The sequence below is a fragment of the Synergistota bacterium genome (assembly GCA_025060595.1).
Lineage (GTDB): Bacteria > Synergistota > GBS-1 > GBS-1 > GBS-1 > 42-11.
In genome coordinates, this window is the sequence record JANXBX010000004.1 from 59,703 (window position 1) to 72,734 (window position 13,032).

14 protein-coding genes and 1 other RNA gene are annotated in these 13,032 nt (G+C 39.8%); all 15 read right to left on the minus strand.

The window, feature by feature from the left end; all coding sequences use genetic code 11:
- Positions 1 to 5 precede the first annotated feature (5 nt).
- A complete protein-coding gene (locus NZ900_03815; protein ID MCS7233222.1) occupies positions 6 to 1,352 on the minus strand; it encodes a TldD/PmbA family protein in 1,347 nt (448 codons plus the stop codon).
- Positions 1,337 to 2,386, minus strand: a complete 1,050-nt coding sequence (gene ltaE / locus NZ900_03820) for a low-specificity L-threonine aldolase (protein ID MCS7233223.1) — start codon at positions 2,384 to 2,386, stop codon at positions 1,337 to 1,339. The genes NZ900_03815 and ltaE overlap by 16 nt, the downstream gene beginning before the upstream one ends.
- Positions 2,383 to 3,579, minus strand: a complete 1,197-nt coding sequence (locus NZ900_03825) for a replication-associated recombination protein A (protein MCS7233224.1) — start codon at positions 3,577 to 3,579, stop codon at positions 2,383 to 2,385. Before NZ900_03825 ends, ltaE begins: the two co-directional genes overlap by 4 nt.
- Before the next feature lie 21 nt (positions 3,580 to 3,600).
- Positions 3,601 to 3,769: non-coding RNA, 6S RNA (gene ssrS, locus NZ900_03830), on the minus strand.
- 46 nt (positions 3,770 to 3,815) lie between these two features.
- Positions 3,816 to 4,346, minus strand: a complete 531-nt coding sequence (locus tag NZ900_03835; protein MCS7233225.1) for a biotin transporter BioY — start codon at positions 4,344 to 4,346, stop codon at positions 3,816 to 3,818.
- Positions 4,333 to 5,547 carry a tyrosine--tRNA ligase gene (gene tyrS, locus NZ900_03840; protein ID MCS7233226.1) on the minus strand — a complete coding sequence of 405 codons (1,215 nt, stop codon included), beginning with the start codon at positions 5,545 to 5,547 and terminating at the stop codon, positions 4,333 to 4,335. Before tyrS ends, NZ900_03835 begins: the two co-directional genes overlap by 14 nt.
- Before the next feature lie 32 nt (positions 5,548 to 5,579).
- On the minus strand, positions 5,580 to 6,272 hold the full coding sequence (rnc, locus tag NZ900_03845; protein MCS7233227.1) for a ribonuclease III: 693 nt from the start codon (positions 6,270 to 6,272) through the stop codon (positions 5,580 to 5,582).
- Positions 6,269 to 7,501 (minus strand): beta-ketoacyl-ACP synthase II, encoded by a 1,233-nt coding sequence (gene fabF, locus NZ900_03850; protein MCS7233228.1) that lies wholly within the window; start codon positions 7,499 to 7,501, stop codon positions 6,269 to 6,271. Before fabF ends, rnc begins: the two co-directional genes overlap by 4 nt.
- Before the next feature lie 13 nt (positions 7,502 to 7,514).
- Complete coding sequence (gene acpP / locus NZ900_03855; GenBank protein ID MCS7233229.1) at positions 7,515 to 7,760, minus strand: acyl carrier protein; 246 nt, start codon at positions 7,758 to 7,760, stop codon at positions 7,515 to 7,517.
- A gap of 17 nt (positions 7,761 to 7,777) precedes the next feature.
- Positions 7,778 to 8,521, minus strand: a complete 744-nt coding sequence (gene fabG, locus NZ900_03860) for a 3-oxoacyl-[acyl-carrier-protein] reductase (protein MCS7233230.1) — start codon at positions 8,519 to 8,521, stop codon at positions 7,778 to 7,780.
- Position 8,522: 1 nt separating this feature from the next.
- Positions 8,523 to 9,467 (minus strand): ACP S-malonyltransferase, encoded by a 945-nt coding sequence (gene fabD, locus NZ900_03865; GenBank protein MCS7233231.1) that lies wholly within the window; start codon positions 9,465 to 9,467, stop codon positions 8,523 to 8,525.
- On the minus strand, positions 9,467 to 10,432 hold the full coding sequence (gene fabK, locus NZ900_03870; GenBank protein MCS7233232.1) for an enoyl-[acyl-carrier-protein] reductase FabK: 966 nt from the start codon (positions 10,430 to 10,432) through the stop codon (positions 9,467 to 9,469). Before fabK ends, fabD begins: the two co-directional genes overlap by 1 nt.
- Positions 10,426 to 11,403, minus strand: coding sequence for a ketoacyl-ACP synthase III (locus tag NZ900_03875; GenBank protein ID MCS7233233.1), 978 nt, complete (start codon positions 11,401 to 11,403; stop codon positions 10,426 to 10,428). The genes fabK and NZ900_03875 overlap by 7 nt, the downstream gene beginning before the upstream one ends.
- A 1-nt stretch (position 11,404) precedes the next feature.
- Positions 11,405 to 12,409, minus strand: a complete 1,005-nt coding sequence (plsX, locus tag NZ900_03880) for a phosphate acyltransferase PlsX (protein MCS7233234.1) — start codon at positions 12,407 to 12,409, stop codon at positions 11,405 to 11,407.
- Entirely contained in the window at positions 12,406 to 13,002 is a 597-nt protein-coding gene (gene fapR, locus NZ900_03885; GenBank protein MCS7233235.1) for a transcription factor FapR, read from the minus strand. Before fapR ends, plsX begins: the two co-directional genes overlap by 4 nt.
- Positions 13,003 to 13,032: the final 30 nt, after the last annotated feature.

Here is a 13,032-nt window from a genome sequence, read left to right on the forward strand (position 1 = left end):
GAAACTCACTCCCCTCCAATCATTACATCCGAAACAAGTAAGGTGACTCCCCCCACATTACCGAAAAATATAAGATCTTTTCCCACATCCTCAATCTTACTAAAAAGCTCTAAAATGTTTCCAGCTATACTAATTCCCTTAACCGGGAAAACCATCTCACCATTCTCTATCCATAGTCCAGAAACCCCTAGAGAAAAATCTCCAGATATCAAGTTTACGGTATGCAAACCCATTACATCTACGACATACAATCCCCTTTTTACGCTTCTTAATATCTCCTCCGGACTTTTATCCCCAGGCATTACAAATAAATTAGTAATACCAACAGAAGGGACAGAGGCATACCCCCTTACAGCGTTACCCGTAGTTTCAACACCATCTTTAGATGCAGTATAAAGGTTATGGAGATAGGTCTTTAAGATGCCTTTTTCTATAACTTCCTTTCTCTTGGTTGGGAATCCTTCTCCATCAAATGGACTGCTACCCATCCCTCTATTTATTGTTCCATCATCTATTAGAGAAAAATGACTAGAAGCAACTTTATCCCCTAACTTATTCGCAAGTAAGGATTTACCTTTTTGAACGTTTTCAGCTGAGAGAAGGGTAGCAAACAAAGATATAAAATCACAGGAAACCTCAGGAGACAACACTAAGGGAAGCCTCTGACTTTTTATACGTTTCCCCCCAAGCAGGTTTACCGCCTTCTCAACAGTCTTTTCAACAACCTCAGACAAGTCCAAATCCTTAAAGAATCTCTTCTCTTGCCCATAATATCCCATCTCTTTTTCTCCTTCCCCAGAAGCTAAAACAGCAAGACCTACAGAAAAGAAGGTTCCCTCCTTACAAAGTAACATTCCTTCCGTATTAGCTAAAGCTATTTCGTATACACCATCATCGTACTCCGCTTTTCTAATTTTTTCGATTTTGGGGTGAGATCCCTTAGCTCTTTCATAAAGTTCCTCAACAACAGAAACTTTTTCTGACTCACGAAAGGAGAATATAGACCCATCAAAAATACATACCTCTGGATAATCCCCCGATGGAAATAGGAACTTTCTAAAAGGATCCGGAGAAGAAAGAGAAACACGTTTTAACGCTTCATCAGCTATACTTCTTAAAATATTAGGGTCAAAACTATTCGCGTGAGCAAAGCCCATTTTTCCATCTTTATCAATAACCCTTATTCCAACTCCTCCCCCTTTAGATTTCTCAAGATGCTCAAGACCATCATCACTTAAAGCAGCAGAAAAAACATCCTCATATACAACATAAGCTTCCGCAAAAAAAACGTTTTTAGTTTTTAAATAGTCCAAGATACTCGTTATCAAATCTAAATCTATCCACCTTGCCATGATGATTCAACCACCTCTTTTATAGCTTCTGCAGCTTCAATAACGTCCTCCCTTGTAACATCTTTATGCGTAACAAGTCTAACCCTTCTTTTAGAAACCACACTTATCTTTATTCCTCTCTCCAAAAGCTTTTTAGCAAGCGTATATGCATCTATTATACCAGGGAAAAGCATAAAATATACCATATTCGTTCTAACGGCCACAGGCTCTACAATTATTCCTTTTACCTCTGAAAGTTTTTTAGCAAGTATTTCTGCATTTTCATGATCCTCTTTCAATCTCTCGATCATCTTAGTCAAAGCTACTATACCACAAGCAGCTATAACGCCGGCCTGTCTCATCCCTCCACCCAAACGTTTCCTCATTTTACGAGCTTTCTCTATAAAATCTTTTCTACCAACTATCACTGATCCTATAGGAGCACTAAGTCCCTTAGAAAGACAAAACATTAGCGCATCTACACGCTCTACCATTTTCGCAGGTTCTATACCTAAAGCAATGCAAGCATTAAAAATTCTAGCTCCATCAAGATAAAGCGGAATATCATATTTGTTCGCTATATTAGCAACCTCATCTATATATTCCTTAGAGAGTGCAGTTCCACCAGCTCTATTATGCGTATTCTCTAACGTTATCAAAGCAGTTCGAGGAAAGTGAATGTTTTCAGGTCTTATAGCTTCTTCAAGCTCACTCAGGTTAAACATACCATTCTCATCATTAAGAGGGAAAACCTGGACCCCCGACAAAGCAGCTATAGCACCAACTTCGTAATTATATATGTGAGAGTTCTTGCCAACTACTATCTCATCTCCCCGCTGAGTATAAGTCATAACGGAAACCTGATTAGCCATTGTGCCAGAAACAACGAATAAAGCTGCTTCCTTTTTAAAAATAGAAGCTGCAAGCTCCTCAAGTTCATTAACTGTGGGGTCCTCTCTATAAACGTCATCACCAACCCTGGCTTTCATCATCGCTTCTCTCATTTCATCCGTAGGAGTAGTAACCGTATCACTTCTTAAATCTATTACTTTCATCCTTTTACTCCTCCTTTATTTTTCTCCCAATAAGATGGAAAATAATAACACTTTTTCTTAACCATATATTCTTGGTTTACCCAACCTTCAGGATAATCATGAGGATATTTATAATTTTGAGAACCAGGACGAAGATGCTCTGGAACGGGCTGTATTTCTCCCTTTTTTATATCCTCAAGTGCACTCTCAATACCCTTATAAGCAGAGTTACTTTTAGGAGCTAAAGCTATATACAAAGCAGCCTGTGCCAATGGAATTTTAGCCTCGGGCATTCCTATCCTTTCAACAGCTTCCATAGCAGCTGTAGCTACCAAAAGCGCCATAGGATCCGCATTACCTACATCTTCAGCAGCACATATCGCTATTCTTCTAGCTATAAACCGAGGGTCCTCACCACCAGAAATTAATCTTCCTAACCAATAAAGCGTCGCATCGGGATCACTACCTCTCATACTCTTTATAAAAGCAGAAATAACTGAATAATGCATATCCGCATCTTTATCATGAATTATATTAGCTCCTGAAGCAATATCTACATGAGCTTTTTCTATAGTTTTACTACCTTCAGACTTAGCTATGTAAAAAGAAAGCTCTAACCTATGCAGTAATGCCCTTGCATCACCAGCGGAAAGCCTAACAAGAAGATCAAGCGCTTCATCGCTTAGAGATACCCCTCTTCCACCCAATCCTCTTTTATCTCCCATTGCCCTTAGAGCTAATTCTCTTAACTCATCAGGAGATAATAACTCAAAATTAAAAACTATAACTCTCGATATTATAGGAGCATTAATCTCAAAGAATGGATTGTGAACAGTTGTAGCTATAAAGATAAAGTCACCCCTTTCAAGATAAGGCATTAGTATATCCTGCTGAAGCTTATTAAAATGATATATTTCGTCTATAAATAATATAGACCTCAAACCCATCTTTTTAAATGAGATAGCCTTATCTATAGCATCTCTCAGCTCCTTAACTCCTGAAGTAGCTGCATTAAGCTCTATTAGTTGAGCTTCAAACTCCGAAGATAAAAGTCTTGCAGTTATCGTCTTTCCTACACCAGGAGGACCGTAGAAAATTAAGGAAGGAAGAAATCCTTGAGAAAGAAAACCTTTAAGGGCTTTTTTAACAACTCTTTGCCCTATTATTTCATCAAGGTTTCTAGGAACAAACCTATATGGTAGAGGTTTTTCCACATGCTTCACCTCTATTAAATTAAAAACCCCGCGGTGCCGTATGCCCGAGGTTTTGAACCCAGTCCCCTCACGTGGGTGCCCCTTCTATTACTTCCGCGCCGAAACGCTTCCGCAATAGAAAGTAGGCTCCCTTTGGTTCTGGTGTTGGCTCAAAACCCTCAATCCCTACACACGAACACCGCAGGGATCAATTCTAGATAGATTTTAACATATATTTTAAAAAATTGCAAGTAAAACTAAGCTTTCTGCCTTGCTGTTACAAGAACTCTTAATCTCTCAGCAATTACAACCGCAAGAACAGCTTTGGCTATATCTACCCCAATAAACGGCAAAACCCCCACCTGAAAGGCCCTATAAAAATCGCCATTCATAAATAAAGCCAAACGCCACCATCCTAATAAATAAATCATTCCCAGCCCCAAAAAGCTCGAGAAAAATCTCTTTAAATATCCTTTCTTGCCGCTTCCTAATACACTTACTAGCATCGAAGCTATCGGGAAAGACCAAAGATATCCAGCTGTTGGTCCATAAAGATGAGCAACCCCCCCTTTAAACCCAGCAAATACGGGTAAACCCAAAGCTCCCATAAGAAGATATACAAGCTGACTAAACAAAGCTAATCTAGGAGTAAGAAGCATGCCTGAAAGTAAAACAAAAAGAACCTGAAGAGTTATTGGAACAGTTCCAATAGGAATACAAATTTGCGCCCCTATCGCAGTAAGAGAGGAAAAAAGAGCCACTTTTGTAATACTTTCAACTTTTGACACTTACTTCCCCTCCTCTTACTCTTAAGAATTTTCTTTTCCCTACCTGAATAATCCTCTCCTGACCCAAATTAACAAGATAGTATGGATCCTCTACCTTTACTCCATCTACTCTAACACCGCCTTGAGACAATAACCTTTTAGCTTCACCCTTGCTCGAAATCAAACCTCCCTCAACTAAAAGATCTATAAGAACCTTCTCCTTTTCAGAAAAAGTTTTGAGCGGGATTTCGCTCGGCAACTCTTTTTTAGAAAATACCTTTTCAAACTCCTCTTTTGCCCTCATAGCATCTTCTTCAGAATGATAAGTTTTAACAAGATTAAAAGCTAGCTTCATCTTGAGCTCTTTTGGGTGTATCTTTCCGCTTTCAATGCCTTTCTTAAATTCTTCAATTTCTTCTATTGAAAAATCAGTTAAGAGCTCAAAGTACTTTATCATAAGCGAATCAGGTATAGACATAATTTTACCAAACATCTCTACCGGTGGCTCATCTATACCTACATAATTTCCAAGGCTTTTACTCATTTTCTGAACTCCATCAAGCCCCTCAAGAATAGGCATCAGTACAGCAATTTGAGGCTCCTGTCCGAAGTACCTTTGAAGCTCTCTCCCTACAAGAAGGTTAAACTTTTGATCAGTTCCTCCTAACTCCACATCTGACTTTAGGGCTACAGAATCATAAGCTTGAGCTATAGGATATAGAAGCTCATGTAACCCTATAGGTTTTCCGTCCGAAAAGCGTTTCGCAAAATCTTCTCTTTCCAAAAACTGAGCCACTGTAAACTTGCCAGCGAGTTTTATCAGATCAGCAAAAGAAAGACCCTCCAGCCAATGGCTATTATAAGCAACTATAGTCTTATCTGGATCAAGAACCTTAAAGAATTGCCTTTTATAAGTAGCAGCATTCCTCTCTATCTCTTCTAAAGTTAAAGGCTTCCTCATCTCAGACCTACCCGATGGATCTCCTATCCTTGCTGTAAAATCCCCTATAAGAAAAACTACTTTATGACCCAGCTCTTGAAAATGACGCATTTTTCTTAAAAGAACGGTATGCCCAAGATGCAAATCCGGAGCAGTTGGATCAAAACCGGCTTTAACAACTAAAGGTTCTCCCTTCTCCAATTTTTTCCTAAGTTCTTCTTCATTAATTATTTCAACGGTTCCTCTTTTTATGATCTTAAGCTGTTCTTCAAGGCTAAGCAAATCCAAGTTCACTCCTTTCCCTTCCATACTATTTACTCTATTATAGCACTTTTAATTGCTTCGAGTGCTTTTTCTGCCGCATCCTTTTCTGCTTCCTTTCTGCTTTTTCCCACTCCAAAACCCAAAATTTGCCCTCTGAATAAAACTTTAACCCTAAATGTAGGCGCATGACTTGGACCTTCCACCGACACAAGTTCATACTTAGGAAGATCCCTAAACTTGCCTTGAAGAATCTCTTGCAACTCCGTTTTAGGGTCTTTCATTTTAAAGGATGAATTTCTAAGTTCCAATAATGCTAATTCAAACAATGGCAATAAAAATTTTCTTGCCTCTTCTAATCCACCATCTAAATAAATAGCACCAACTATAGCCTCAAAAACGTTAGCTAACGTAGACTTTTTTTCTCTAACTCCTTGTCTATTATCACCATTACCTAAGAGGAGAAAGGGACCCATTCCTATCTTATCGGCAAGATAGGCAAGGGTCCCCCTACTCACAAGTCTAGCTCTTATTAAAGCAAGCTCTCCTTCTTTCCTTTCAGGATATTGATTTAGTAAATACTCCGTGACTACCAGGGAAATAACAGCATCACCTAAAAATTCGAGTCTCTCATTATCTTTTTCAAGTCCATGTTCATGAGCATAAGAAGGATGAGTCAGGGCCTCTTTAAGTAACTCTATGTTTGAAAAACGATAAGAAAGGTTTTTCTGAAGTTCATCTATCATACCTTCCTAAAAACTAAAACAGCGTTATGTCCTCCAAAACCAAAGGAATTTTTAATAGCTACTTTTACTTTCGCCTCTCGAGCCTCGTTAGGAACATAATCAAGATCGCACTCAGGGTCAGGAACTTCATAATTGATAGTTGGATGAATAACCCCTTCATGTATTGCCAACAGAGTAGCTATCACTTCTGCCGCTGCCGCCGCCCCTAAAAGATGTCCTATCATAGACTTAGTAGAACTTATTGGTATTTTATAGGCCCTCTCCCCAAAGACCTTTTTAATAGCAAGCGTCTCAGTTTTATCATTAAGAGGCGTAGATGTCCCATGAGCATTGATATAATCTACTTCATCAGGAGATATGCCAGCTTTTTCTAAAGCTCTCATCATAGCTTTAACAGCTCCTTCTCCATCAGGAGGAGGGGCAGTTATATGATAAGCATCACAGTTTGCAGCATATCCAACAATTTCCGCGTATATTCTCGCACCTCTAGCTTTGGCCCTTTCCATTTCCTCCAGTACAACCACTCCTGCTCCTTCTCCCATTACAAATCCATCCCTCAGCTTATCAAACGGACGAGATGCTTTAGCAGGTTCGTCATTCCTTGTAGAAAGAGCCTTCATTGCAGCAAAACCAGCAACTCCAATAGGAGTTACTGCTGCCTCTGAACCTCCTGCAAGCATAACATCAGCATCTCCTCTGCAAATTATCTCAAATGCTTCTCCAATAGAATGAGCAGCTGCGGCACAAGCGCTAACAGGAGAATAATTTGGGCCCTTTGCGTTGTACTTTATAGCAACATAAGCTCCACTCATATTAATTATCATCATAGGAATAAAGAAAGGACTTATTTTAGATGGTCCCTTTTCTAGCAGGATCTTAATCTGCTCAAAAGATGTTATAATTCCCCCCTGTCCACTACCTATACAAACACCAAATCTTTCAGGAACAAGCTCCTCGGGAGTTAAGCCAGCATCTTTCATTGCAAGCGCAGAGGCAACAAAAGCAAATTGAATAACTCTATCTAAGCGCTTAATCTCCTTCTTATCAAGATAGGGAGAAGGGTCAAAGTTTTTGACTTCTGCAGCTATTTGAGAATCGAGTCCTGTTGGATCAAAAGAACTTATCTTATCTACTCCGTTCCTGCCCTCTTTAAGAGCTTGCCAGAACTCTTCCACACCTATTCCTATTGGGGATACTACACCAGCACCTGTAATAGCAACTCTTCGCAAGAATTTCACCCCTTTAATCTTCTATACCTAGCTTGTTCTTTATGTACTCAACTGCAGCCCCCACCGTGGTTAGTTTTTCAGCATCTTCATCAGGAATCTCAATGTCGAACTCTTCCTCTATAGCCATGATGAGCTCTACGATATCAAGAGAATCCGCTCCAAGATCATCGATAAAAGAGGCATCAGGTCTTATTTCTGACTCTTCTACACCAAGCTTTTCCACGACTATGTTCTTAAGCCTTTCAAGGATATCTTCCACCATGTTCACCCCCCTTCTCACATTACCATTCCTCCATCGATATTTATAACTTGCCCAGTTATATAACTTGCATCATCAGATGCAAGAAAAGCTACCACTTTAGCCACCTCCTCAGGTTTACCTATTCTTTTCAAAGCTATCTGCTCAAGAAAACGTTCTTTCATCTCTGTAGGCAGAGACGAAGTCATATCAGTCTCTATAAAACCTGGAGCAACAGCATTCACCGTTATACCCCTGCTCCCAACTTCTTTAGCAAGTGCTTTTGTGAAACCTATAACTCCGGCTTTCGCAGCAGCATAATTTACCTGCCCAACGTTTCCAATTTCTCCTATAACGGAAGTTATATTTATTATCCTACCCCAACGTTTTTTTAACATACCCCTTATAGCTTCTCTCGAACACAAAAAAACTCCTGTTAAATCTACTTCTATAACTTCCTGCCAATCCTGAATCTTCATTCTGAGCAAAAGCGTATCTTTAACTATACCTGCATTATTGACTAATATATCTACCTCACCAAGCTTAGAAGAAACTTCTTCAAACATCATTTTAACCTCTTCTTCAGAAGCAACGTTCGCCTTAATAGCTATAGCTTCCCCTCCACCCTCACGGATTCTCTCAAGGACCTCCTGCGCAAGTTTTTCGCTTTTGGCATAATTTATCGCTACCTTTACACCGCGAGAAGCAAGTTCAATAGCTATAGCTCTTCCTATACCACGTGAGGCTCCCGTAACCAAAGCCACCTTCCCAAGCAAGCTCATTTTAAATAACCTCCCCAAAAAAATCAAGCGCTTCCTTTAAAGTCTTTTCATCCTCAATTCTAAAAAGCTTCACATTTCTATCTATAGACCTTATAAGTCCAGATAATACTTTACCAGGACCAACTTCTATAAAAGCTCCTACTCCCTCATTTATCATCCATAAAACGGAATCAACCCATTTAACAGATGAAAAAGTTTGACGCATGAGTTTAATTTTTATCTCTTCGGCTTGCACCGTTGGCTTAGCATCTACATTAGCTACTATAGGAATTTCTGCATCCCTAAAATGAATTTTCTGGAACTCTTTCCAAAGCTTCTCTCCTACTTCTCTCATCAATTCACAGTGAAAGGGAGCACTCACGTTAAGCTCAACAACTTTTTTAGCGCCTCTTTCTTTAGCGAGGTTTAATGCTCTTTCAACAGCAGATTTATGTCCTGAAATCACTATTTGAGATGGGGAATTTATGTTAGCACATGATAAAACCTCTCCTAAAGAGACTTCTAAACAGATTTTTTCCACTTCTTCAACGGATAATCCCATTATCGCGCCCATTGAACCAACTCCCAGAGGAACTGCTTCTTGCATCCACTCTCCTCTCTTTCTAACAAGCTTTAAAGCATCAGAAAAGTCCAAAACATTAGAAGCTACCAGAGCAGTATACTCTCCCAAACTATGTCCAGCAAAAAAGGAAGGTTTTATTTCAGGTTTCAATTCTTTAAGAAGCCTCCAAAACGCAACTGAAACAGCCATTATAGCTGGCTGTGTATTATATGTCTTTGTAAGCTCCTCTTCTGGCCCCTCAAAGCAAAGTTTCTTTATAGGCAAAGCAAGTATTTCATCTGCTTCATCTAAAGTACTTTTAACTATTGGATACCTTTCAGCAAGTTCTTTACCCATACCAACATATTGTGATGCTTGCCCGGGAAAAACTACAGCATACTTCATTACCCCTCACCTCTCAAATATCTAGAAGACAAAACCTCTAAAACTTGATAAGCCTCTTTCATTATTTCTTCTATTATCTCCCTAGCAGGCTTTATATCTTTTATTAAACCAGCAATTTGCCCAGCCATAACTGATCCCCACTCTACATCCCCATCTATAACTGCAGCTCTAAGTTTTCCTGTTCCAAGCTTTTCAAACTCTTCTATAGGAGCTCTTATCTCTTCCAGCTTTTCAAATTCTCTCGTCAACTTATTTCTTAAGCATCTAACAGGATGCCCAGTTATACGAGCGGTAACTACTGTGTCTCTATCACCCGCATTAACTATCTTTTCTTTGTATTTTATATGAGCTGGACTTTCAGTAGCACAAACAAACCTAGTTCCCATTTGTATTCCTTCTGCCCCTAAAGCTAAAGCAGCTACTAAACCTCTGCCATCTGCTATTCCACCAGCAGCTATTACGGGAATACTAACAGCATCAACTACTTGAGGGACTAAAGCCATAGTAGTAAGCTCTCCTATATGACCTCCTGACTCGGTTCCCTCAGCAACAACGGCATCAGCCCCCTGTTTTTCCACCCTTTTAGCATGAGCAACAGAAGCTATAACAGGTATAACCTTAGTTCCTAACGGCTTTAAAGCATCTATGACTTTCTGAGGACTCCCTGCCCCAGTGGTCACCACAGGAACTTGCTCTCTTTTAAGAAGTTCAAGGACATCATCAACAAAAGGAGAAAGAAGCATAACATTGACCCCAAAAGGCTTATTAGTAAGTTCCCTCGCCCTTTTTATTTCCTTTTCAAGCCAATCAGCTGGAGCATTTCCAGCCCCTATTATTCCTAACCCTCCAGCATTCGAAACAGCAGCTGCAAGATCTGCATTAGCAACCCATGCCATTCCCCCTTGAAGGATCGGATACTCTATACCTAACATTTCTGTAACGCGTGTCTTAAATTTTACTACCATTCCATTATCACCCCTCCATAAGTCATACCCGAACCGAAGCTAACAAGCATCAATTTATCTCCCCTTTTTATTCTTCCATCCTTAACAGCTTCATCCAATGCTATAAATATTGTAGCTGCAGAGGTGTTTCCATATTTGTCCAGGTTAACTATCGCTCTTTCCTTACCTATTCCAAACCTCTCCAATATAGCATCTATTATCCTTATATTAGCTTGATGGAAAATGTACCAGTTTATATCTTCAGGAGCCAATCCATTTCTATCAAGTAAAGACTTCATAAAAGTTGGAATAACTTTCACAACGTATTTAAAAACCTCATTACCCTTCATATGAACCGTATGAAGCTTCTTCCTAACGGTTTCTTCGGTAGCAGGCATAGCCGCTAAACCAGCAGGGAGCTCTATATAATCTGCCTTCGTACCGTCAGATTTAAGCTCAAAATCTATTATGCCTCCACTATTGATCAACTTCATAACTATAGCTCCTGCCCCATCCCCAAAGAGAACACACGTATTTCGATCTTCCCAGTTAATTATCCTTGACAAAACTTCAACCCCTACGATTAAAACATTTTTCCAACAACCATTCTTTATACCTGGTTCTACAATAGCCATAGCGTAAACAGGACTTGTACACCCAGCTTGAAGATCAAAAGCACCAGCTATAGAGGCTCCAAGCATAGCTTGAACCCTACACGCAGTTGGAGGGAAAAGAGTATCAGGAGAATTAGTAGCAACGATAATCAAGTCTATTTCCTCAGGAGAGATTTTAGCATCATCCAAGGCTCTCCTAGCAGCCTCATAAGCAAGATGACATGTACTTACTCCTGGAGGAGCTATTCTTCTCTCCCTTATACCTGTCCGAGTTATTATCCATTCATCAGATGTATTTACCATTTTCTCTAGATCTTTATTAGTAAGAACATTATCTGGAAGATAAGACCCTACCCCCACTACCCCAACCCGAGCCAAGCTAACCACCACCTTCAAGCCGTTTTTTTATCTTTTCAAGCCCTTTCTGAAGTACAAACTCTCTTGCTACTTTAATAGCATTAAATATAGCTCTCCCTTTAGACCTACCATGAGCTACAATTATCACACCATTAACCCCTAAAAGAGGAGTGCCCCCGTAAGCCTCATAGTCAAATTCCTGCCATAGATCCCTAAGCATAGGCAACATAAAGAGAATACCTATCCGAGGAAGGAGCCTCTTCCCTATTTCTTCTTGAAGAAGCTTATAAACAGCCTCAGCAACACCCTCTATAAACTTAAGCATTACATTCCCAACAAAACCATCACACACCACCACATCAGCTATACCAAAGGGAATATCCTTACCTTCGACATTACCTATAAAGTTTATATCTGAAGAAGACTCTAAAATTTCATAAGTCTCCTTTATAACTTCGTCTCCCTTTCCTCTCTCTTCCCCAACTGTTAAAAGCCCAACCCTAGGATTCTCCACACCAAGTATTGTAGACATATAAACGCTTCCCATGATTGCAAACTGATATAGGTTTCTGGGCTTACACCCCACAGTTGCTCCAACATCTATTAAAAAGGTTCTACCCTTTAGAGTTGGAATAGCGACTCCTAAAGCAGGCCTATCAATCCCCTCTATTCTCCCTAAACCTAGAAGAGCACCAGCAACCACAGCACCAGTATTCCCCGCTGACACAAAAGCATCTATTTCTTCATCTTTCAATAATTTCATAGCCTCCCAAATGGAAGATCTCCTTTTTTTCCTTATAGCCTCTACAGGAGTCTCCCCCATTCCAACGCTTTCAGGGGCATGATATATTGAAATACCTTTAACCTTACCTTTCTCAAAACCAAGACGATTAAGGGTTTCCTCTATCAAAGGCTCATCTCCAACAAGAATTATTTCCTCATTAAGTTCCCTTGCAGCCATAACAGCTCCCTTAACGGTTTCCTCAGGGGCATAATCTCCTCCCATCGCATCTAGAGCGATTCTCATACCTTCTCTCCTCCTTTCTCTCGAGAAACAACTATAAAGTATCCAACAAAAACCTCAAGATCGTCAACATAGGAATGAATGGATATTAAATACTTGTTCCCCTTTCTCTTTGCAACCCTTCCTCGAGCAACTATTCTATCACCAACTTTAACAGGGTATTTAAAACTAACTCTTGCCCTACCTATTAAAACCTCTCCCGACCCAATTAAAGCCATAGCAAGTGAACTCGCCTGAGCAAAAGTATAAATTTCCCTAATTATATCACTATTTTTGAAGGCCATTTCTTTCGTCGCTTCAAGTACAGAAATCGCCCTCTCATTCAACTTTAACTCTATGAGATCTCCGGTCATCTCTTCAGGAGACATAGAACGAAGAGCACTTCTTGCCTTCTCAGCCATCTCTTTCATACGCTCTCTAACCTCAGGAATACCTAATCGAGCTCTATCAAAACGAATAGTAGAAACACTAACCTTCAAAATATCAGCAAGCTCCTCATCAGTAAGGAAAGGATTATCTTCAACAAGCTTTCTTAAATTCTTTTCCCTCTCTATCTTCCTAAGCCTTCTTATAGCTCTGTAAGATTCCCTTTTCAACCACAACACCTCATAAAATCTACTATTAAT

What these genes read in the sequence shown, in the direction of transcription:
- fabD (MCS7233231.1), bottom strand. Translation starts at nt 9,467, where the DNA reads ATGAAGTATGCTGTAGTTTTTCCCGGGCAAGCATCACAATATGTTGGT.
- fabG (MCS7233230.1), bottom strand. Translation starts at nt 8,521, where the DNA reads ATGAGCTTGCTTGGGAAGGTGGCTTTGGTTACGGGAGCCTCACGTGGT.
- NZ900_03815 (MCS7233222.1), bottom strand. Translation starts at nt 1,352, where the DNA reads ATGGCAAGGTGGATAGATTTAGATTTGATAACGAGTATCTTGGACTAT.
- rnc (MCS7233227.1), bottom strand. Translation starts at nt 6,272, where the DNA reads ATGATAGATGAACTTCAGAAAAACCTTTCTTATCGTTTTTCAAACATA.
- plsX (MCS7233234.1), bottom strand. Translation starts at nt 12,409, where the DNA reads ATGAGAATCGCTCTAGATGCGATGGGAGGAGATTATGCCCCTGAGGAA.
- ltaE (MCS7233223.1), bottom strand. Translation starts at nt 2,386, where the DNA reads ATGAAAGTAATAGATTTAAGAAGTGATACGGTTACTACTCCTACGGAT.
- fabK (MCS7233232.1), bottom strand. Translation starts at nt 10,432, where the DNA reads ATGGTAGTAAAATTTAAGACACGCGTTACAGAAATGTTAGGTATAGAG.